Genomic DNA, 19,420 nt, shown 5'->3' with positions numbered 1-19,420 from the left:
CGCCCAAATGAAAACGCCGCCCCAACAGACGTCGGGACGGCGTAAAAGATCAATAATTCCAGATGGCTGCCTTAGAAGTCCACTTTGACAGCAATACCCTTTTCCACTGCCAGATCGACAATGGCCGCCGCCACGGCAAGGTCCTGCAGGCCGACCCCAGTGCCATCAAATAGCGTAATCTCTTCCGCGCTGGACCGCCCCGGATGCGCCCCGTTGATCACAGCCCCGATGGGGTTGATCTGCCCGCCCGACAAAAGCCCCGCTTTCACCGCATGCTGCGCCTCGCCAATACTGACCGATTGCGCAATTTCATCCGTGAACACCGTGGCACCCGCCACCAACGCGGCCTCCACCTCTTGCTTGCCAACCGTATCCGTTCCCATGCAGGCCAGATGGGTGCCGGGGCTGACATGCGCCGCCATCAGGCTGGGCGCAAAGGCCGAGGTGATCGTGATAATCACATCCGCCGCACGCATCCCATCCAACGACACAGCTTCGAACGGCACCCCCGCCCCTTCGGCGACCTTGGCGATATTGGGCAGCATCTCGGGGTGGTAATTCCAGCCGATCACCTTTTCAAACTGCCGTTGCTGCAGCGCCGCCCGCAACTGGAACGTTGCTTGATGGCCTGCCCCTACCATGCCCAAAACCTTGGCGTCAGGCCGCGCGAGGTATTTGATCGACACCGAACTCGCCGCCGCCGTGCGCAGCGCGGTCAGCAGATTGCCCCCCACCATCGCGGTGGGCTTGCCGGTATCAGGGTCAAACAGGAACACCGTGGACTGGTGATTGATCAACCCCCGCCGTTCAAGGTTATGCGGCCAGTATCCCCCGGCCTTTAACCCCAGATGCTGGCCCGAGCGATCAAAGCCGCCCTTAAACCCATAAAGCGCATCCTCATGGCCCAGCGCCTCACGCACGACAGGAAAGTTCCGCGCCTCGCCCCGCGCCATGGCGGCAAACACGGCCTCAACTGCGGCAAATGCCATCTCTGGGGTGACAAGTTCTGCAATGCGGTTTTCTGGGACGATCAGCATGGGGTGATCCTTTCCTTCTACCCCGCACATTCGCCTCAGGGCAAATCCGCCGGGGGGGGGTACAGGGGGTGTACGGATGGCAGACAGGGGGTGACATGTCGTTTTTCCCCCTGTCCGCCCGCTTTTCAAAGACGATCAGTAGGCGCGGCCACGGGCCGAAACGGGCCAGACCACCTCAACCTTGCTGCCCCGAACACCGACATACCAGTCATGGACATTGGCGGTCGGGTCACAATGCCCCGGAACCAGACGCAGCTTTTCACCCACCTTCAGAACGCCCTCTGGGTCGGCAATGACACCATGTTCGTCTGAGCATTTCACATAAGTTACATCGCTGCGGCCAAAGATCGTGGGCAGGCCACTGTCCACCGACTGCGCCTTCAAACCCGCATCGCAGATGGCCTTATCGGCCTTCGCGTGGCTCATGACCTGCGTCAGGATAAAGAAGGCATTTTCCCATTCTCCTTGGTCAATCCGCTTGCCGTCCTTGTCCAGAATGCGGCCATAGTCCGCATCCATGAAGGCATAGGAGCCACACTGCAACTCATTGTAAACATTCGAGTTCGACTCGAAGTAATAGCTGCCCGTGCCACCGCCCGAGACAAGCTCCGGCTTCAGCCCAACAGCCTCCAGCGCGGCCACCGCTTCGGACACCATGGCAATCGCGGCCTCCAGCTTAGCCTTGCGGTCTTCGTACTTGTCCATGTGCTGCATGGCGCCCTGATAGGCCTGAATGCCGGTGAATTTCAGTCCCGGAGCGGCATCAATCGCCTTGGCAATCGTCACCACTTTATCGGCCCCGATCACACCACACCGGCCCGCGCCCACATCCATCTCGATAAAGCATTCGATGGTCGTGCCATGCTTGACTGCCGCAGCCGACAGATCAGCGACGTTGTCGATATCGTCAACGCAAACGATGATCCGCGCACCCAGTTTCGGCAGACGTGCCAGACGGTCAATCTTGGCCAGATCGCGGATTTGGTTCGACACCAGAACGTCCTTGATGCCACCACGAGCAAAGACCTCAGCCTCGCTAACCTTTTGACAGCAAACGCCAATCGCGCCACCCAGCCGCTCTTGCAACTTGGCCACATCCACCGATTTGTGCATCTTGCCATGCACCCGATGCCGCATTCCATGGGCCTTGGCGTAATCGCCCATCTTCTTGATGTTGCGCTCCAAAGCATCCAGATCCAGCACAAGCGCAGGTGTCTGAATATCGGCCGCATCCATGCCGGGCTTGGCCGGAATGTCAAAACCCACCTCATAGGCGTCGAAATCAACCATGTCTTTCATTTCAAAATTCCTCTCTCAGCCCTGCATCCAAGGCAATCTATCCAGATCGACGTTTCCGCCAGTGATGATGATCCCCACGCGCTTTCCGCAGAACGCATCAGGGTTTTTCAGGACCGTGGCCAAGGGCACCGCGGAAGACGGCTCCATCACGATCCGCAGATGCTTCCAGATCAGCTTCATCGCATCGACGATCTCGGTTTCCGACGCTGTGTAGATCTCGGACACATGGTTCGACACGAAATGCCACGTCAGGTCTTTCAGCGGCACCAAAAGGCCATCGGCAATCGTCTTAGGCGCGTCATCGGCAATGATGTAACCGGCCTTGAAGCTGCGATAGGCGTCGTCAGCCTGCTCCGGTTCGGCCGCGATGACCTTGGTTTCGGGCGCAAGCGTGGACAGTGTCAGGCAAGTGCCTGAAATCATGCCGCCGCCGCCGATTGGCGCCACGACCATATCCAGGCCCCCGGTCTGCTCCATGAACTCTCGCGAGCAGGTGCCTTGCCCTGCGATCACGCGCGGATCGTTATAGGGGTGGACGAAATCACCCCCTGTCGCGGCCTGCACCTCGGCAAAGGTCGCCTCGCGGCTGGTGGTCGAAGGCTCACATTCCGTGATCACCCCACCATAGCGGCGGACCGTGTCCTTTTTCGCCTGCGGGGCAGTGCGCGGCATCACCACATTGCAGGGAATGCCCCGCAACATGGCCGCATAAGACAGGCAAGAGGCGTGATTACCTGAGGAATGGGTGGCCACGCCCTTTTTGGCCTGGTCTTCCGAAAGACCAAACACCGCATTCGCAGCCCCACGCACCTTGAAGGCACCCGGTTCCTGAAAGTTCTCGCATTTGAAGAACAGCTGCGCACCCGTCAGATCATCCAGATAATCCGACGTACGGACCGGGGTGCGGCGAATGTGCGACGCAATCCGCTCATGCGCGGCCAACATGTCGTCATAGGTTGGAATATACATCACGCCACCTCACGCAGCACGGGCTTGGCGCCCAATGGCCCAATGGGGAAGGCAGAGCCCCCGTTTACAACCGCAGAGGCATGAACCTTTTCGGCAATCATCTCTGCCGTCACGGCAGACAGGGTCCACCCCAGATGCCCGTGGCCGGTGTTATAGAACACGCGGGAATGCCGCCCCTGTTTCACCTTTGGCATCATGTTCGGCATCATCGGGCGCAAACCGGCCCATGGGATCGCATGTTCGGTGCTGACACCGGGGAAAAACCTCTCACACCATTTGACCAAAGGCCGAATACGATCATCGCGAATATCAAGGTTATAGCCATTGAACTCTGCCGTACCGGCAATGCGGAACCGGTCCTTGCCCAAACGGCTGGTCACAATCTTGGCCTCATCATCCAAGAGGCTGATCCAAGGCGCGGCCCGCTGGCTGTCCTCATCATCCAGCCGGACAGTGATCGAATAGCCTTTGACCGGATAGACATTCACACGGTCGCCCAGCGAGGCACCAATGCGACGGCTTTCAACTCCGGCACAAATGACAATCGCGTCAAAGCGTTCGGTCTGGCTTTCGTTGTTGCGGCTCCAGGTGATCTGCACGCCGCCATCTTCCAGCCGGATCGCATCTACATCGGTGCCAAAACGCAATTGCGCTCCAGCAGCCTCAATCGCCTTGGCCAGCCCGGTGGTATAGCGGTGGATATCGCCAGTGAAATCGCTTTCCGTGTAATAGCCGCCATGGAATTTACCACTCAAAGCCGGCTCAATCTGCCGCACTTCTTCGGGCGAAACCGCACGACGCTGCAGGCCGCCTTCGGCCAGCAGTCCGTTCACTTTGGTCGCGTGATCGAATTCGGCCTTATCCGTGTAGATATGCAGGATGCCCCGGTCTTCGCAGTTGAAGTCGAACCCGTGACGCTCGGCTTTTTCCTTCAACAGTCCGCGTGCGGCGATGGCCATGCGTGTGGTTGCGACCGTATTGTTGCGGTACTGCGGGATCGCGCCGATGAATTCCGCCATCCAACTGTATTTGTGCCAGCTTGGCTTTGGGTTCACCAACAGCGGTGCCCCCCGCGTCAGCATCCATTTCATGCCCTTGAACACGGTGGCCCAACGGTTCCAAGTTTCCGCGTTCGAGGCCGAAAGCTGCCCGCCATTGGCGAAAGAGGTCTGCATCGCCGCATAGCGGTTGCGGTCAAACAACGTGACCTCATATCCCCGATCCATCAGGCTAGAGGCCGTCGTGACGCCGGTGATACCGGCGCCGATCACTGCAATTCTGGTCATGGTTCCCTCCGCGACCAAAGGTTTCACCCCGCCGGATGACGGGCCTAGTCCCCTCTGTCGCGGGCATTGCCACACTTCAGATCGCCACCACGAACGCAGTCCTTTTGCCTGAGAGTTTCCGGGGGGTTGCTCCTTCGGCGCTGGTTGGCTCCAGCCTCTCCTACGGTGGTCATTTGGCTGCACTCTTCCTAAGCCCGAGTCGCGCAACCTGTCAATATAATTTCATATTGAGATTATTCTTCGGCCCCGACTGTAAGCGCCTGCCGATACTCTTCAGATGTCACCCAAGCCCCGAGACGGGCAAGAATTTCGTTCAATGCCCGCAGCTCCTGTACTGACAGCGGGTCCGTCAGAACGACTTCCAGCCGGTCAGACAGCGCCCGCGCGATTTGGCGCGTAGCCTTCCCCTTCTCCGTTGTGCTCAGCTTGAAAACGCGGGCATCCTCTGCCGAATTTTGCCGCTCGATCAAGCCGGATGACAGCAGCCCCTGGATGATTCTTGACGTCAAACTGCGTTCAAAACCAGTGGCTTTTGCGATTTCGGCAAAGGTTGTTCCCGGTTGATCGTCGATCAGCCGCAATACGCGCAGGTCGCGGATACGGCAGCCCGTCTCGCGCAGAAAAATCCCATCGTTTGCTAGGATCGCTTCTTGAGCCACGATGTTGAGCTTGTAGGTTAGGCGCTCATTCCGAAAGGTCTTTTCCTGCGGCATTCTAAGCCCTCCCAGACTGAACCCAAAAGGTATCGCACCATACCCTGATTTTCTCGCCAGTTAGGTTTATCAGAGGAGTCGAGTATTAAACAAGTCTCAATCGCCAACATTCTTATGCTGAAACAGAAGTGGCTCGCATGTTCTCTGCTTGGTATCAAGAAAACCGCAAGACCTCTGAAGGATGGCTGGAACAGCTGCACCAGTTTCCCGAGGTGGGTTTTGAAGAGGTGAGAACGGCCGCTTTTGTGGCCAGCATCTTGCAGCAGTACGGCTACGATGTCGTCACCGGCATTGGCGGAACAGGCATTGTCGCGACGCTGCATGGTAAGGCCACTAAGCAACCCGGTGGCCGTACCATAGCATTTCGGGCAGAGCTTGATGCCTTGCCTATGACAGAAAAGACCGGCGTTGGTTATGCCTCGACTATGCCGGGTAAATTCCACGGATGCGGGCATGATGGTCACACCGTCACGGCCTTGACGGCAGCGGCCTATCTTGCCGCGCACCGCGACTTTGATGGCACGATCCGCTTTATCTTTCAGCCCGCCGAAGAGTTGCTGACAGGCGCACGCGCCATGCTGGCCGATGGATTGTTCGAACGCTTTCCCTGCGACGAGATTTACGCGCTGCATAACCTGCCCGGACTTCCAGCCGGCAAAGTGGGCATTCCTGCTGTCGCAGCTTTGGCCTCGGCCGACGACATCGACGTGACAGTTCGCGCCAAAGGTGCCCATGGATCCATGCCGCATACAGGCACCGATGCCATTGCCGCCGCCGCACATTTTGTGACCTCGGCCCAACAAGCCGCCACCCGGCTAATCGATGCGCGGGATGCTGGCGTGATTTCCTTTGGCGTCTTTCAAGGCGGCACTGTGCGCAATGTGTTGCCCGATGAAGTCAGACTTCAGGGCACGATGCGCACGACTTCGGCAATTGTCCGGGACAGATTGGCTGACATGCTCTTGAACGCTGCAAGAGCCACTGAGACGCTTTTCGGGGTCGAGATCACATGTGAGGTCGCCAAGGTTGCGCCCGTCACTTTGAACACTGTGGAATGCGTCGCTGCTGTTCACGATGCGGCAACCCGCGTCGTTGGCGACGAAAACATTCTTAGCAATGCCCGCAGCCTGATGGCGTCCGAGGACTTCTCGGAACTCAGCGCCCGCGTTCCGGGGGCCTATTTCTTCATCGGCCAAAACGGCCAGATGCCCCACCACCCCGAATATGTCTTTGACCCAGACATCATCCCAATCGGAGCGGCGATCTTCACAGAACTCGCCAAAACGAGGACGAGCCGCGCGCTCTGTCACAACCCCATCCACTGACACCCAGCATCATCCCAGGGAGGAACCAGATGATCACCCTTACCACCAAAGCCCTGAAAGGCGCCGTTGCTGCAACGGCCCTGTTTGCCTCGTCTCTCACAGCGCAGGCAGAAACTCTGACCATGTCGTCCTGGGTGCCGCCGACCCACTTTATTCATACCGACTTTCTGGTTCCGCTGACCGAAAAGATCGCCGAAGTGACCGAGGGCCGCGTGACGGTCACGATCCTTCCCGCCCCGCTTGCCAGCCCGCCCCAGCATTGGGAACTGGCCCGCACCGGTGTGGCCGATATCACCTGGGGCAACTTCACCTATGAACCCGAGCGTTTCGTGTCGATGTGGTTCGCCGAGTTCCCGAATGCGGGGAGCAATGCCGAAGCGCAAAGCCGCGCCCTGTGGCGGACCTACGAAAAGTTCCTTGCCGGTAATGCTGCATTTGACGGCGTCAAGCTGCTGTCGGTTGGCATGTTCGGCGGTGGCCAACTTCACCACGGGTCTAAGGACATCACCTTGCCTGCTGACATTGCGAACCAGAAATTCCGTATGGGCGGCCCGATTCAGGAAAAGCTGCTGACCTCGCTTGGCGCTGTTCCTGTCGCGGCCCCGGCCACCAAGGCCTATGAAATGCTGGAAAGCGGCGTGATCGACGGTTCTCTGCACACGATGGAATCGGTCGTGAACTTCCGGCTGGAAGACGTCCTGAAGCACCACACGGTCTTCCCGAACGGTTTCTATGACGCAACCTTCTTCGTGGCGATGAACGGCGCGAAGTGGGATGGGCTGAGCGACGCCGACAAGGCCGCAATCAACGGCATCATCGGAGAAGAGTTGTCCGCCGCATGGGGCAAGAACTTTGACAATCAGGACCAGCCTGCAATCGACAAGATGAGGGCTGCTGGACACGAATTTGTCGAAGCGTCGCCAGAAATGATCGAAGCGGTCGATGCGATCTATGCTTCAATGGTTGCCGACTGGATCGTCGCCGCCAAAGCCGCAGGCGTTGCAGATCCGGAAGGCATGCTGGGTTTCTACAGCGAAACCTATGCCGCCTTGGCCGGTGAATAATCAGCACTGATCAACATCCGGGGGCGCGCTGCGCCCCCGTCATCTCGGGGAGGAGAGAGATCATGCTGTCCTTGGCATGGAGAATACGCCGAAGTGTCGAGACGGGCATGGCCGTCTTTTTGCTGGCAATGGTCGCCTTGACCTTCGCCGATGTCGTCGGGCGCCGCATCTTTGGCAAGCCGATTTATGGGTCGAACGACATAACCGAACATTTGATGGCCCTTGTCGTCTTTTGCGGTTTGCCACTGGTGACTGTCGCCGGGGCGCATCTGTCGATCGACCTCTTTGACAAACTGGTCAGCAAGCCCTGGATGGCGTGGTGGCGTGTTTTGTCCTCGGTTTTGGTGGTCGTTGTGTTGGGCGTCGTGGCGTGGCTTTTCGTCAAGCACGGTCTGAACGCCACCCGGATTTCCGAAGTCAGCCAAGCGCTGCGCATCCCACGTGGGCCGCTTTACCTGTTTATGGCCGTAAGCTGCGGCTTGTCCGCACTTGCCGCTCTCCTGATCGCCTTTTACGGGCCGATGGTTGATCCAAACGATGCCCACAAGGAGGACGCCCTATGATCGTCGGTTCCATCGCGATGGCACTGGCCATCATCCTTGCCTTCCTTCGTGTTCCGCTTGCTTTTTCCCTTATGGGTATTTCGGTGGCGGGCATTGGCTTTGCCATCAACTGGAACATTGCCTTCCAGCTTGTGCCACTGACCATTTCCGACGCGGTTCTTTCCTACGATCTGGCCGTCGTGCCGATGTTCATTCTGATGGGCAATGTGATCTCAAAGACCGGCATCGCCAGTGACCTGTTCCGGGCCGCTTATGCCTTTGTCGGCAACGTACGCGGCGGGCTTGCCCTTTCAACGATGGTGGCCTGTTCGGGGTTCTCGGCGGTCTGCGGCTCCAGCTATGCCACTGCCGCCACGATGGCGAAGGTCGCCTACCCAAGCATGCGGAAATACAAATATTCTGATGAACTCGCCTCGGGAACAATCGCCGCTGGCGGCACCCTCGGGATCCTGATCCCGCCTTCGATCATCATGGTGGTCTATGGCATTCTGACTCAAACCAACATCGGCGATCTCTTCGTCGCTGGCGTCGTGCCCGGGCTTCTTGGCCTTGCCCTTTACATGGCGGCGATCAGCTTTGTGGCCGCAATGAACCCCAGCCACGCCCCAAAAGGCGAGCGCACCCCTTGGCCTGAAAAGATCAAGACGCTTGCTGGTGTCTGGCCGTTCTTCCTGCTGTTCGGCCTGATCATTGGCGGGCTTTACGCCAAACTTTTTACGCCGACCGAGGCTGCTGGCATTGGTGCGGGCCTGGCGATCGTGATTGCTGCCTCCCATGGACGCCTGACTTGGTCCGTCTTGCGAGGCATCATTATCGACACAGCCTACACATCTGTATCGCTCTATACGGTTCTGTTCGGTGCGCTGATGTTGTCGAAACTCCTCACGCTCTCGGGACTTGCCAGTGGTGTGCTTGAGTTGGTCCAGTCGACAGGTCTTGAAGGCACAGCCCTGATCCTAGCCATCATGTGCGTGTTTCTGGTTCTAGGCTGCGTCATGGACTCGATGGCGATCATCCTAATCTTTGTGCCGCTGTTCGCACCTATCGTGGTGGCTCAGGGCTTTGACTTGGTTTGGTTCGGCATCATCGTAATCGTGGTCACCGAGATTGCACTGATCACTCCCCCTGTCGGCATGAATGTGTTCGTCTTGAAGGCTGTTCTGCCCAATGTCGCCATCGGGCGGATATTCAAGGGCCTTGTACCCTTCATTGCCGTTGATCTTGTCCGCCTTGGCATCCTGATTGCCTTCCCGGTCATCACCCTGTGGCTTGGAAGTCTGCCTTAACATTGAATGGGTCCCCGGACTGCCCCAATTTGGGGCACTCCGGGCTTGAACCGGGACGAGATTGCGCTTGAGGCTCTCGCTGAATTACAGATCAGCCCGCGTCGCGATTGAACACGCTCCTCATCGGTTTTCACGCGTTCTGGGTCCTACAGGGCTACTATCCCACTGGAATCGCTCCTGTAATTCGTCCGTTTGTTGGCCTATTGTTGACCTGAGGTTGGAAACGCTTAAGGCCGCCCGGAGGGGCGGCTGCTAAACTGTTGAGCTCAATCACCAGAGTGGGATGACCGCTTGAGTTAATCACGGGGGAATCCCTTAAGCCAGGACTTCTGATTCAACGTGGAGGCCAGCCTGTATGACCAAACCTCTTTCGATGGACATTCGCGAGTGCGCGATGGCGCGGCTTGATGCGGGCGAGACCGTGCGCGCAGTGGCGGACGCGTTGAGGATTGCGCCGTCAAGCGTGGTGAAGTGGTCGGGGCGCAAGCCCAGCCCAGGCTGCGTTGCGCCGGGCAGATCGGCGGGCATGTCCTGCCGAAGATAAGGGGGACGGATGCCGACTAGCCACGCGGCCGGATGCTGAATGGGCCTTCGCCCATGACGAGGGGCTCAGCTTCAAAAAAAACCGCGCTCGCCATTGAGCAGGAGCGACTGGAGATTGTATGCAGGCCCCTGGACCAATTGCGTATTTGTGCCGCCTCAGGTGCTCGTTTAAGCCGCATTCCGCTCGAAGGCGACCGGGTTTTTTCAGCCCAGTGCTGAATGCCGTCGACGCGGATTGTAGAACCCGTTGAGAACTGAAAGATAGCAGTCTCGGCTTGGCGGCGCGTTTCCCAAGATCTGCGCCTGATCACTCGGCTTTGATGGTCTTGAAGAAGGTTTCGACTGCGTTGTTATCGTAGCAATTCCCTTTCCCGCTAATTGACGCTTTGAAGCATGGTCACGCAGGATTTTCTGGCAGCCGTGTGAACAGTATTGGCTGCCGCGATTCCTGTGGAGGATGCGGCCCTTGGGCGGTAATCGCAGGGCAATGGCCATGTTCAGCGTCCGGGTCGCCAGATCGCGTTTCATCTGGTTGCTGACGGCCCAGTGCCTCCTTATCGTCCGTCCTCTCGTTGGGGCGGACTCTAGTCGCAGTTGGAGGAAAATCCTGTGGCAGGTGGTAATCCTCCCCATGGTTAAGGGGATGCGAAGGTAGAATTTTCTCGGCAAGATGGACGAGGAGATTCCGATGAAGAAGAGCCGTTTCACCGAAGCCCAGATCATGGGCGTGCTGCGCCAGGCGGAGGGCGGGATGCCCGTGCCCGAGCTGTGCCGTGAGCATGGGGTCAGCAGCGCGACGTTCTACAAGTGGCGGGCCAAGTATGGCGGCATGGATGCTTCCATGATGAGCCAGATGAAGGCCCTCGAGGACGAGAACCGGCGGCTGAAGCGCATGTTCGCCGATCTCAGCATGCAGGCCGATCTGCTTCGAGAAGCTCTTGGAAAAAAGTGACGCGGCCAGCTCAGCGCCGGGAGTTGGCCGAGAAGGCGGTGGCGACAAAGGGGGTCAGCATAGCGCTGGCCTGTCGTGCGTTCGGCGTCAGCGAGACCTGTTTCCGCTACAGCCCGAGGCGCGACGACGAGAACGAGCTGATCGCCGACCTGCTGGTGGGGCTGACCAGCGTCCACAAGACGTGGGGCTTCGGGCTGTGTTTCCTGCACCTGCGGAACGTCAAAGGGCATGTCTGGAACCATAAGCGGGTCCACCGGATCTACTGCGAGCTGGAGCTGAACCTGCGGATCAAGCCACGACGCAGGCTGAAGCGCGAGAAGCCCGAGGAACTGGCCGTTCCGGAGGCACCGAACCTGGCCTGGTCGATGGATTTCATGGCTGACCGGCTGGTGGATGGGCGGCAATTCCGGCTGCTGAATGTGCTGGACGATTTCAACCGCGAAGGCCTGAGCATTGAGGTTGATTTCTCGCTGCCCGCTGAACGGGTCGTAAGGTCTCTGAACCAGATCATAGAGTGGCGCGGCAAGCCCCTGGCGATCAGGGTCGATAACGGCCCCGAATATGTCAGTTCCACGCTGATGACCTGGGCCGAGAAGCAGGGCATCGCCCTGACCTACATCCAGCCCGGCAAGCCGCAGCAGAACGCCTACGTCGAGCGCTACAACCGGACGGTCCGGCATGAATGGCTGGACCTTTACATCTTTGAAACCATCGAGGAGGCGCAGCAGATCGCCACCGAATGGCTATGGACCTACAACAACGAACGCCCCAACATGGGCATCGGCGGCGTCACACCCGCCATGAAACTGAAAATGGCCGCGTGAGTTCTACGGTCGCGCCCCGTTAAAACGGGGAGGATTACCGGCGCTGGCCGCCACCGGCTCGATCCCGATGGCCTCCAGCCCGGCCTCGGTCGCGATGAGCGTGGTGCCGTGGCTGTCGCCAGTCTCGCGCCACATCGGCTCGCCGCGCCGCAGGTTGGCCTCGACTTCCTCGAGCCAGCCGCGGGCAATCATCTTGCTGACCACCATCTTGGCGGCGGCGCCGACCAGCCCCTCGGGCAGCGGCAAGGCGAGATTGCCGGGCCGGGTCGCGGCGCGGGACAGGATCAGGGATTGGGTGTCGGACGGGGTGGTCATCGGGGCCTACGTGGGCTCTGACGCCCCGCCAGTATCAGTCGGGAGAGACGGATATGCGCGGCCGCATTCCCCGTTCGGGCGACGCCTTCACGCGAACGGCGCTCTTCACCGCCGCTCACGTGATGCTGACCCGGTCACGGCAATGGACGGCGATCCGAGCATGGGGGTGCGTATAGCACAGCGCAGCAATCTGAAGAAGGCCAAGATCGCCGTGGCGAGGAAGCTGGCGGTGGTCATGCACCGAATGTGGCGCGACGAAACACCATTCCGTTGGGGCGCGGCTGCATGACCTGACCCATCACCGACCGGGGCGCGATCAGGCAACCCGGTCACTACCGGCTCTCGTCAGGGACGGGGATGAGGCGAAGGCCGCACGAGTGTCTGGGCTGCAAATGCGCGCAAATCCGCAAGCCCGCCGTTTAGCATGGTCCACCTCACCTTCGACCACCATTGTGCGGCTCGCCAACGTGCCGACCGCAGACAGAAGCATGACCCCAGACGAAGCAAGGAAGTGACCGATCAAGCTTGACAGCCACGTCCCGATTACAGAAAGCATTCGTCCCGCAGCCGACCATTAAAGCTCTCGACGAAGCCGTTCTGCATGGGCCTGCACGGCGCAATATAGTGCCACTCGATCTACTCCCACATGCGTTTCATCAGGTCTCGCTGGCTTGAAACCGGAATGTTGCAATATGCACTGATCGTCGTCACGACGCTGTCGTGGCCTAGGTTCATCGACCATGCCTTGAATGCGGCGGGGCCACTGCAAACTTCGCTCCCATGTGCCACGAGCATGTCACGGAAACTGTGAGGATTGACCGCGGGCAGGTCGGCGGCCTCAAAGGCACGCTTGACCACTTCGCGTACCTTCGCCGCATTCCCATAAGGCGAACGTGTCAAGCCAACCGCCGCAAAGGCGCCATCGATCAAACCCATTTGGGGCTTTGGAAACAGCGCATCGCTCGGCCCAAACAAATACTTGTCGCGCAGTACACTGATCCAGGCAGCAAGTTGGACGCGATACATTGGATCGACAGGGAAGAACCAGGTGCTGAAGGATTTCGCGAACTTCGTTTTCAAGTTGCGTGCATCCTGGTGAATACAGCCGTCAATCAGGTCAACGTTCCTGAGCCGAAAGGATGAAAGCGCTCCATCCCGTGCACCCGTTAGCATGAGCGTAGCGAAAATCGCCTTGTCACGCTGATCGAACATGGTCTCCTCCGGCATCAAGCGAAAGACGTGGCCGCACTGTTCCAACGTCGGAGCGCGCTTGAAACGCGACGCATGGGCAGTGCGTACATCCTTGGCGGAGAGATTGAAGTATTCCAGGTCCCGCCGCTTGATCCGAGATCGGTAGCCGGGTTGGTCGGCCAGCCAGTCGAAGAAATCCTTCACCGCGCGGAGAATGCCGTCGACCGTTGCCTTGGCAAGCGGGGCACCGGTGCGCGCGCTCGGCGTTTCATCCAGGGCCCGTTTGAAACTGATTGCCTGTTCGACCGAAAAATTTCGGAAGTCCTTGGCATCCGTATGGCGGCTGAAGCGATCGACGGCGTCCAGCGCCTTGTCGACCGTCTTTTCATCCGCGCGGCGGGCCTCGGCCTTCCAGCGCGCGTAGAGGCGCTTGACGCGTTCGTTTTTCTCGTTGATCTTTCTAGACATCGGCGTTCCTTCCAAAGTCAGGGATTGTGAGGGAGTTGAATGTCTCTTTCAGGGCATCCGCCGCTCGATAAGATTGACATCGAACAGACGTCGGATTTCCGTCAGCGCCCCTTCCGTCGCAAAGCGATACATACGAGATTCACAGACTGCGCAGAGGGCTTCTAGCCGGAGGGTACGGCCGTTCTGGGCGCGACTGTCGACCAGACCACCAAGAGGAACGCGGGCGGCCTTACACCGGAGACACATGAACTCGTGCGGCGCGAGGTCGACGTGGCGGCGACGTTTGCGCTCGGCCAGCCATGTCTTGAGATCGGTTCCCCGGAGAACAGTCGGTCGTTCGTTAGCCAGAACTGGCAGCCCTTTGCGGATCCAGTCGCGGACAGTGCCGGTCGACACCCGCAGAGCGCGCGCGGCCTCGGTCACAGTCATTACACGGGCGGACTTGATCGACCTAATTCGGATCTTCTCACGCACCGCACTTCTCCTGATACAGGGCGCGAATATCTTCAGCCCGCCAAACAGTGGTGCGTGGGCCGAGTTTCAGGGGCTGCGGAAAGCGCCCCGTGCGCACCCCGGCCCACCAGGTCGATTTCGAAACGGGGATCGGACCGTTCGGGGCAAGGACAGCAGAGAGCCGGACAAGGCCGGTCTTGGGAAAGTCTTGAAAAGACATCTTGGGTCACCTCATTGCAAGGGCGTTCATTGCAGGATGAGGTGAGCTTAAGCGGTCCGTTGCGGGATGAGGCGGAATAGCGGCGCGGCAAGACGAACAGAAACAAGATACTGTTTTTAAAGAACACTCCTCCCGCTATTCCTTTAAGGATTAGTCGCTATTCCTGTTCCAGCCCTCTGGCAGGTACTGGGCGCCATCCCGCAGGAACTTGCGGATTGTATCGGCCGTGATCTCAAGCCCTAACTGCGCGGCAATGCCTTCTAACTCCTTGGGGATAGGACCGCGCGCCGCCCCAGGATCGTAGCCGTAAGCGTCAATAGCCATCGCAGTGATGAGCTTTGCCAAAGAATTGCGTTCACGCGTATCAATCCGTCTATTATCAGGATCACCGACAGGGGCATCAGTGACGGGTTCGATCTCGGCCTCCAATGAGGTTGGCCGGAAACGCGCCCGCAGCGCCTCGTAAAATGCAGGGTCGATCGGCAGTCGGGTTTCTTCGACCCAATCGAAAAAGGCTTTCAACTCCACCGTCGCGTTGCTGTCCTCAGAATCACAACCCATGGCATTGGCGATCAATTCCCGCCGATCCTCCAGAAAATACAGAACCGCGTCCTCCTCATCAGAGCGCCCGTAAGCTTTGCAGATGGAGTCAAAGTTCGACTTGCGAGGTTCATGGCCGAGGCTCAGGAAGACTGCGTGGTCAAGAGAAACTGACTTGAATGCACTCCAGTAGGGAAGATCCACTTCCTTCCCTGCGACTGACCATCCACCAGCAAAATCGTGTGGAACGCGATTCTTGAGGCTTTGCAGACCAAGCGCCAAGTGTCCAAGCCTTCCACCATGATCGAATAGTGGGTTTAGGCGAGGCGCTTCACTTTCAGGCACAATTTTGCCCAGCTCATCTATTGACCAGAGCGCAAGACGACTCTCCATCGCCGCGCGCATTTGGGAAATCTCCTGCTGGAACCGGTCAAATACCTCGGGATATCCCGGGCCAATGCCCGGACGAGAAACTGGTTTCTGCCAATGCGCCAAATCCCCAAGTGCGCCATCAATGATCCGCCGGATAAGATCACTCGCTCTTCCGTTATCCACCAATCCCTCGCTTTCCGACTGCCGTCATGCCGCTGTGGCCAGCGCCTCGAGTGTCTCTGCCCACCAAGCGGCCATCCGCACACGTTCTTCCCAATGCTCGCCCCGCGCGTAGGCACGGCGAACATCATTGGTCTCGACATGGGCCAACGCCCGCTCGATCGCGTCAGGGTTCCACAGCCCGCTTTCGTTTGCGAGCGTTGAGAAGCTTGCCCTGAAGCCATGCGCAGTCATTTCCTCAGCACCATAGCCCATCCTGCGCAGAGCAGTGTTCAAGGTGTTCTCGCTCATCACACGTTTGACGGAGACAAGTGACGGGAGCAGAAACTCGGTATGCCCGGTCAGCGCTTTCAAGTCCGTCAGCAAGGTCAGCGCCCGCTCTGGAAGTGGCACTCGGTGAGGTCTTCGCATCTTCATTCGTTCGGCTGGGATCGACCAAACGGCAGCCGTCAGATCCACTTCGCTCCAGCGCGCTTGCCGCAATTCACCAGGGCGCGGCACCAGAAGCGCCAAGAGCTGCAGCCCGATTCGGGTCACCCTCTGACCACTGTAGCCCGAGATAGCACCCATCAATTTGCCCAGTTCTGCTGGCGCCAAAATTGCCGCTCGCGGGGCCGGGTTTGGTCGGATCAGAGCATCCCGAAGTGCGTAAGTAGGATCATTCGACGCAGCTCCTGTCGCTACCGCATAACGAAATACCGTGCCAATCGTGGATCGCAGACGCCGTGCAGTCTCATAGGTGCCGCGCGCTTCGACCCTGCGCAAGCACCGCAACACATCGGGCGCAGAGATTTCTGTGATAGGGCGCTTCCCAAGATCTTCCTCGGCCATGCCGACAAGCCACTCGAGTTTGCGCATCGTCATTGCGGCCCGACCCTCCTTGCGAACCTTGTCGAGATACCCATGGGCGAGTACTGAGAACGTCAGCTCGGATGCTTCAAACTGCTTGCGTTTTTCGGCCTGCTTGGCTTCGCTCGGGTCAATGCCCTTGGCAACCAAGGCTCGCGCTGCATCGCGTCGCGCGCGGGCTTCGGCCAAGCTGACCACCGGATAGGGCCCGATGGAGAGCAGCTTCTCCTTGCCGCCAATCCGGTACTTGAACTGCCAAAGTCGGGATCCGTTTGCCTTTACGAGGACAAAGAGCCCATCAAAGTCAGAGACCTTGTAGGGTTTCTCGCGAGGCTTCAGGCTGCGGATGGCTGTATCGCTGAGCGGCATCTCGGGGGTATCGCCTCTTTCGCCGGATCCACGACACCCCCAGCGATACCCCCAATGGGGGTGGATGCCGGTGGATGCGACTGGATCACTTCGGACAATGACATTTCGCAAATCCCTTATAAACAAGGACTTTCTGCTTGTCACTGGATCGTTTCGGAGAATGAAGTGGTGCCCAGAGCCGGAATCGAACCAGCGACACGCGGATTTTCAATCCGCTGCTCTACCAACTGAGCTATCTGGGCACCGTATCGAAGGGGCGCTGCCCTTCGGGTGGGCGGGTGATACGTCAGGCAGGCGGGGCTGTCCAGAGCCTTTTTGATGATTTTTTGTCAAGGCGTGACAAAGCCAGACACTCTGCTTTTTCTGACCTAGTTTAACGTGTCGGGATCAGGGGTTTCGGGCGCGGACGGACGCTCATCCTCGCGGTCTTCGGCGGGAATCACATAGCTTTCATTCAACCAACGCCCCAGATCAATGTCTGCGCAGCGGCGCGAACAAAACGGCCGGTACTTGGCATCCGTTTCCTTGCTGCAGATCGGGCAGGTCATTCGAACAAACCAGTAGCCAATGCAGAAAGCGGCAGCCGATCGCGGCGTCGCGTCAACTCGTAAAGACCAAGGGACGTCCAGCCAGCGAGATGCGCCTCACCTTCAGCCTTAAAGGCAGCCTTGATCACCTGATCCAAGATCGCGCGGTCTTTTTTCGAAATCGGCGCAAAATCAATCACGATCTGCCCACCCAGACCGCGCAACCGCAACTGCCGCGGCAGGTCACGGGCTGCGGCGATATTCAGTTTCAGCGATGCAGCGGGCGACGTATCGGCACCAGTGTTTACATCGACGGCAACCAAGGCTCGCGTGGTCTCTATCATCATGTTGCCGCCGCCGGGCAGAACGACTTTCGCGTCAAGCAAGGCTGCTACAAGATCATCGACCCCATGATGCGCGAAACTTCCCGACTCGGTCACGACCTCGTCTGGCACCGGATCCAGCCAGTCCCGGAACGCAATCTCATGGGCAACGGCACCTTCGACGAGAAGTTCCGGCTCGCCTGTCAGATCGTTCAAAACCGCCTCGGCCAGACCACGCATGGCGGCGATGTCTTCGGCAACGGCGTCTTCTTCCGCCTCTGCGCAAGCGGACCGCAGGATCAATCCGAGCCGCTCATCGGCGCCGGCCATTCCTTCGGTCGCCAGAGCGGAGAGCGCCGCGCGATCTTCCTCATCCTTGATCTTGCGGCTGATGTTCAGGCCCGGTGCGTCGGGCGTGACAATGGCAAAGCGGGATTTGAACAAAAGGCGTGTGGTCACGGGAAGGGCTTTGCCGGCCTCGGCGGGGCCCGTCACCTGCACCAGAAGGCGCTGACCGGGGGCAATACCACTGATCTGGCGAAGAAATCCCGTCTGTCCCAGAGGCAGTTTCACGAAAATCCCGCCCTGCCCTTTCATCGGGCGATCGGCAACGGCGCGGTAGATCGCACCCGGAAGGGCCACATCGTCGGCAGGGTCAATCGACAACTCTTCCAGCCGGCCGTCTACCAGCAGCGCCGCGCATTTACGCTCGGCAATCTCATCCAGAATGACCACGCGGCCCTTCATGCTTGTCTCCATAGCGGCCAGCCTGCCGCGGTCAGAAGGGCGGCTGTTTCGGCAACGGGCAGGCCCATGATGCCGGTATAGCTGCCAGAAATCCACGGAATGAACGCGCCGGCCAGACCCTGTATCCCATAGCCCCCAGCCTTGCCCTGCCATTCATTGCTAGCGAGATAGGCGTTCAGTTCATCATCCGAAAGCCGCTTCATCTTGACCGCGCTGATCGAGTCGCGCGCCCAGATGCGCCCGCCACGGCGCAGGGCAACCGAGGTGATCACCTCGTGCCGACGCCCGCCGAGCAGGGTCAGAAAGGCCGCCGCCTCGCCAGCATCCGCGGGTTTGCCAAGGATACGGCGGCCAAGGGCCACGGTCGTGTCTGCGCAAAGGACGATGTCGTCGGGCCCCGCCTCAACTGCCAGCGCCTTTTCCCGCGCCAGCCGGGCGCAATAGGGGCGCGGCAATTCGCGGGGCTTCGGGTCTTCGTTGATGTCGGGGGGAAGGATGGCATCCGGCACGATGCCCAGCCCCGCCAGAAGTTCCTTCCGGCGCGGGCTACCCGATCCGAGGATCAGTCTCACTTGAAGCGATAGTTGATGCGCCCCTTCGACAGGTCGTAGGGGGTCATTTCCACCTGCACCTTGTCGCCGGCCAGAACCCGGATGCGGTTCTTGCGCATCTTGCCTGCCATGGTTGCGATCAATTCATGGCCATTGTCGAGTTCGACCTTGAATGTCGCGTTGGGCAGGAGTTCCTTGACGACACCGGGGAATTCGAGAATGTCTTCCTTGGCCATGTTGACTCCGAAATAGGGACAGGCCCGCTGGAGTAGCAGGCCTTTGATGGGCGGCATATGCGCCTTAATCGGCTTGTTTTCAAGCGGATTCTTGCAAGTCTATCTCGGGGCCGCAAAAGACGCGGGTCAAGCGTCCCCGTCGGGGACGTTTTTTTAGCCCAAGGATATCAGGGGCTTGGCGTCGGGGATTTACCGAAATTTAACAAATGTCCCCGATT

21 protein-coding genes, 1 tRNA gene, 3 pseudogenes and 1 riboswitch are annotated in these 19,420 nt (G+C 59.1%); of the genes and pseudogenes, 7 read left to right on the top strand and 18 right to left on the bottom strand.

Features of this window, described 5'->3' with window-relative positions; translation table 11 throughout:
* Positions 1-71: 71 nt before the first annotated feature.
* The 5 genes from bhcD to ACSBLW_RS18690 form a co-directional block, all read right to left on the bottom strand.
* A complete protein-coding gene (gene bhcD / locus ACSBLW_RS18710; protein WP_435258105.1) occupies positions 72-1,037 on the bottom strand; it encodes an iminosuccinate reductase BhcD in 966 nt (321 codons plus the stop codon).
* A gap of 135 nt (positions 1,038-1,172) precedes the next feature.
* Positions 1,173-2,336 carry a 3-hydroxy-D-aspartate aldolase BhcC gene (gene bhcC, locus ACSBLW_RS18705; protein WP_435258104.1) on the bottom strand — a complete coding sequence of 388 codons (1,164 nt, stop codon included), beginning with the start codon at positions 2,334-2,336 and terminating at the stop codon, positions 1,173-1,175.
* A gap of 15 nt (positions 2,337-2,351) precedes the next feature.
* Positions 2,352-3,305 carry a beta-hydroxyaspartate dehydratase BhcB gene (gene bhcB, locus ACSBLW_RS18700; protein ID WP_435258103.1) on the bottom strand — a complete coding sequence of 318 codons (954 nt, stop codon included), beginning with the start codon at positions 3,303-3,305 and terminating at the stop codon, positions 2,352-2,354.
* Positions 3,305-4,591 carry a D-amino acid dehydrogenase gene (locus ACSBLW_RS18695; RefSeq protein WP_435258102.1) on the bottom strand — a complete coding sequence of 429 codons (1,287 nt, stop codon included), beginning with the start codon at positions 4,589-4,591 and terminating at the stop codon, positions 3,305-3,307. The genes bhcB and ACSBLW_RS18695 overlap by 1 nt, the downstream gene beginning before the upstream one ends.
* Before the next feature lie 86 nt (positions 4,592-4,677).
* Positions 4,678-4,764, bottom strand: a riboswitch (glycine riboswitch).
* Between the two features lie 60 nt (positions 4,765-4,824).
* Positions 4,825-5,304 (bottom strand): MarR family winged helix-turn-helix transcriptional regulator, encoded by a 480-nt coding sequence (locus tag ACSBLW_RS18690; protein WP_435258101.1) that lies wholly within the window; start codon positions 5,302-5,304, stop codon positions 4,825-4,827.
* Between the two features lie 137 nt (positions 5,305-5,441).
* Here ACSBLW_RS18690 and ACSBLW_RS18685 point away from each other — a divergent pair, with 137 nt between their 5' ends.
* The 4 genes from ACSBLW_RS18685 to ACSBLW_RS18670 all read left to right on the top strand — a co-directional run bounded on the left by ACSBLW_RS18685 (position 5,442) and on the right by ACSBLW_RS18670 (position 9,542).
* On the top strand, positions 5,442-6,629 hold the full coding sequence (locus ACSBLW_RS18685; RefSeq protein WP_435258100.1) for an amidohydrolase: 1,188 nt from the start codon (positions 5,442-5,444) through the stop codon (positions 6,627-6,629).
* A 29-nt stretch (positions 6,630-6,658) separates the two neighbouring features.
* Entirely contained in the window at positions 6,659-7,693 is a 1,035-nt protein-coding gene (locus ACSBLW_RS18680; protein WP_435258099.1) for a TRAP transporter substrate-binding protein, read from the top strand.
* A 107-nt stretch (positions 7,694-7,800) separates the two neighbouring features.
* Complete coding sequence (locus tag ACSBLW_RS18675) at positions 7,801-8,256, top strand: TRAP transporter small permease (protein WP_435258098.1); 456 nt, start codon at positions 7,801-7,803, stop codon at positions 8,254-8,256.
* The gene (locus tag ACSBLW_RS18670) at positions 8,253-9,542 is read left to right on the top strand and encodes a TRAP transporter large permease (protein WP_435258097.1); all 1,290 of its coding nucleotides are present in this window, start codon (positions 8,253-8,255) and stop codon (positions 9,540-9,542) included. The genes ACSBLW_RS18675 and ACSBLW_RS18670 overlap by 4 nt, the downstream gene beginning before the upstream one ends.
* A 747-nt stretch (positions 9,543-10,289) precedes the next feature.
* Here ACSBLW_RS18670 and ACSBLW_RS18665 read toward each other — a convergent pair.
* Positions 10,290-10,631: pseudogene (locus ACSBLW_RS18665) on the bottom strand (DDE-type integrase/transposase/recombinase); the annotation flags it as partial.
* Between the two features lie 142 nt (positions 10,632-10,773).
* Here ACSBLW_RS18665 and ACSBLW_RS18660 point away from each other — a divergent pair.
* A protein-coding gene (locus ACSBLW_RS18660; protein WP_435260159.1) for an IS3 family transposase occupies positions 10,774-11,861 on the top strand; the annotation gives its coding sequence in 2 pieces (ribosomal slippage) (positions 10,774-11,035 and positions 11,035-11,861; 1,089 coding nt in all).
* A gap of 42 nt (positions 11,862-11,903) precedes the next feature.
* Here ACSBLW_RS18660 and ACSBLW_RS18655 read toward each other — a convergent pair.
* A pseudogene (locus ACSBLW_RS18655) lies at positions 11,904-12,176 on the bottom strand (DUF3489 domain-containing protein); the annotation flags it as partial.
* Here ACSBLW_RS18655 and ACSBLW_RS18650 point away from each other — a divergent pair.
* Both ACSBLW_RS18650 and ACSBLW_RS18645 read left to right on the top strand, forming a co-directional pair.
* The gene (locus tag ACSBLW_RS18650) at positions 12,152-12,352 is read left to right on the top strand and encodes a transposase (protein WP_435260158.1); all 201 of its coding nucleotides are present in this window, start codon (positions 12,152-12,154) and stop codon (positions 12,350-12,352) included. The pseudogene ACSBLW_RS18655 and the gene ACSBLW_RS18650 overlap by 25 nt on opposite strands.
* Positions 12,337-12,465: a hypothetical protein gene (locus tag ACSBLW_RS18645; protein ID WP_435258096.1), complete on the top strand. Its 129-nt coding sequence runs from the start codon at positions 12,337-12,339 to the stop codon at positions 12,463-12,465. The genes ACSBLW_RS18650 and ACSBLW_RS18645 overlap by 16 nt, the downstream gene beginning before the upstream one ends.
* A 266-nt stretch (positions 12,466-12,731) precedes the next feature.
* Here the strand turns inward: ACSBLW_RS18645 and ACSBLW_RS18640 are convergent.
* The 11 genes and pseudogenes from ACSBLW_RS18640 to infA form a co-directional block, all read right to left on the bottom strand.
* Positions 12,732-12,812, bottom strand: a pseudogene (locus ACSBLW_RS18640) (integrase core domain-containing protein); the annotation flags it as partial.
* Positions 12,813-13,835 (bottom strand): site-specific integrase, encoded by a 1,023-nt coding sequence (locus ACSBLW_RS18635; protein ID WP_435258095.1) that lies wholly within the window; start codon positions 13,833-13,835, stop codon positions 12,813-12,815. It lies immediately after the preceding pseudogene.
* Between the two features lie 48 nt (positions 13,836-13,883).
* A complete protein-coding gene (locus tag ACSBLW_RS18630; protein WP_435258094.1) occupies positions 13,884-14,309 on the bottom strand; it encodes a helix-turn-helix domain-containing protein in 426 nt (141 codons plus the stop codon).
* On the bottom strand, positions 14,302-14,508 hold the full coding sequence (locus ACSBLW_RS18625; protein ID WP_435258093.1) for a helix-turn-helix transcriptional regulator: 207 nt from the start codon (positions 14,506-14,508) through the stop codon (positions 14,302-14,304). Before ACSBLW_RS18625 ends, ACSBLW_RS18630 begins: the two co-directional genes overlap by 8 nt.
* Positions 14,509-14,658: 150 nt before the next feature.
* Positions 14,659-15,603, bottom strand: a complete 945-nt coding sequence (locus tag ACSBLW_RS18620) for a hypothetical protein (RefSeq protein ID WP_435258092.1) — start codon at positions 15,601-15,603, stop codon at positions 14,659-14,661.
* Positions 15,604-15,627: 24 nt separating this feature from the next.
* Complete coding sequence (locus tag ACSBLW_RS18615) at positions 15,628-16,818, bottom strand: tyrosine-type recombinase/integrase (protein ID WP_435258091.1); 1,191 nt, start codon at positions 16,816-16,818, stop codon at positions 15,628-15,630.
* 166 nt (positions 16,819-16,984) lie between these two features.
* A tRNA-Phe gene (locus ACSBLW_RS18610) sits at positions 16,985-17,060 on the bottom strand.
* Positions 17,061-17,186: 126 nt separating this feature from the next.
* A complete protein-coding gene (locus tag ACSBLW_RS18605; protein ID WP_435258090.1) occupies positions 17,187-17,366 on the bottom strand; it encodes a DNA gyrase inhibitor YacG in 180 nt (59 codons plus the stop codon).
* On the bottom strand, positions 17,363-18,415 hold the full coding sequence (locus ACSBLW_RS18600; RefSeq protein WP_435258089.1) for a ribonuclease E/G: 1,053 nt from the start codon (positions 18,413-18,415) through the stop codon (positions 17,363-17,365). The genes ACSBLW_RS18605 and ACSBLW_RS18600 overlap by 4 nt, the downstream gene beginning before the upstream one ends.
* A complete protein-coding gene (locus ACSBLW_RS18595; protein WP_435258088.1) occupies positions 18,412-18,987 on the bottom strand; it encodes a Maf family protein in 576 nt (191 codons plus the stop codon). Before ACSBLW_RS18595 ends, ACSBLW_RS18600 begins: the two co-directional genes overlap by 4 nt.
* Positions 18,984-19,202 (bottom strand): translation initiation factor IF-1, encoded by a 219-nt coding sequence (infA, locus tag ACSBLW_RS18590; protein ID WP_045389309.1) that lies wholly within the window; start codon positions 19,200-19,202, stop codon positions 18,984-18,986. The genes ACSBLW_RS18595 and infA overlap by 4 nt, the downstream gene beginning before the upstream one ends.
* Positions 19,203-19,420 lie beyond the last annotated feature (218 nt).

Source organism: Thioclava sp. FR2, from assembly GCF_051200875.1.
GTDB lineage: Bacteria > Pseudomonadota > Alphaproteobacteria > Rhodobacterales > Rhodobacteraceae > Pseudotabrizicola.
The sequence above is the reverse complement of the archived record's forward strand: the minus strand, read 5'-3'. Positions and strand labels throughout refer to the sequence as shown.

Excerpts from the sequence above, each read along its gene's own strand:
- ACSBLW_RS18615 (WP_435258091.1), bottom strand. The coding sequence starts at position 16,818 with ATGCCGCTCAGCGATACAGCCATCCGCAGCCTGAAGCCTCGCGAGAAA.
- ACSBLW_RS18645 (WP_435258096.1), top strand. The coding sequence starts at position 12,337 with ATGGGGGTGCGTATAGCACAGCGCAGCAATCTGAAGAAGGCCAAGATC.
- ACSBLW_RS18695 (WP_435258102.1), bottom strand. The coding sequence starts at position 4,591 with ATGACCAGAATTGCAGTGATCGGCGCCGGTATCACCGGCGTCACGACG.
- ACSBLW_RS18685 (WP_435258100.1), top strand. The coding sequence starts at position 5,442 with ATGTTCTCTGCTTGGTATCAAGAAAACCGCAAGACCTCTGAAGGATGG.
- ACSBLW_RS18635 (WP_435258095.1), bottom strand. The coding sequence starts at position 13,835 with ATGTCTAGAAAGATCAACGAGAAAAACGAACGCGTCAAGCGCCTCTAC.
- ACSBLW_RS18605 (WP_435258090.1), bottom strand. The coding sequence starts at position 17,366 with ATGACCTGCCCGATCTGCAGCAAGGAAACGGATGCCAAGTACCGGCCG.
- infA (WP_045389309.1), bottom strand. The coding sequence starts at position 19,202 with ATGGCCAAGGAAGACATTCTCGAATTCCCCGGTGTCGTCAAGGAACTC.
- ACSBLW_RS18680 (WP_435258099.1), top strand. The coding sequence starts at position 6,659 with ATGATCACCCTTACCACCAAAGCCCTGAAAGGCGCCGTTGCTGCAACG.
- ACSBLW_RS18625 (WP_435258093.1), bottom strand. The coding sequence starts at position 14,508 with ATGTCTTTTCAAGACTTTCCCAAGACCGGCCTTGTCCGGCTCTCTGCT.
- bhcC (WP_435258104.1), bottom strand. The coding sequence starts at position 2,336 with ATGAAAGACATGGTTGATTTCGACGCCTATGAGGTGGGTTTTGACATT.
- bhcB (WP_435258103.1), bottom strand. The coding sequence starts at position 3,305 with ATGTATATTCCAACCTATGACGACATGTTGGCCGCGCATGAGCGGATT.
- ACSBLW_RS18670 (WP_435258097.1), top strand. The coding sequence starts at position 8,253 with ATGATCGTCGGTTCCATCGCGATGGCACTGGCCATCATCCTTGCCTTC.
- ACSBLW_RS18690 (WP_435258101.1), bottom strand. The coding sequence starts at position 5,304 with ATGCCGCAGGAAAAGACCTTTCGGAATGAGCGCCTAACCTACAAGCTC.
- ACSBLW_RS18675 (WP_435258098.1), top strand. The coding sequence starts at position 7,801 with ATGGCCGTCTTTTTGCTGGCAATGGTCGCCTTGACCTTCGCCGATGTC.
- ACSBLW_RS18600 (WP_435258089.1), bottom strand. The coding sequence starts at position 18,415 with ATGAAGGGCCGCGTGGTCATTCTGGATGAGATTGCCGAGCGTAAATGC.
- bhcD (WP_435258105.1), bottom strand. The coding sequence starts at position 1,037 with ATGCTGATCGTCCCAGAAAACCGCATTGCAGAACTTGTCACCCCAGAG.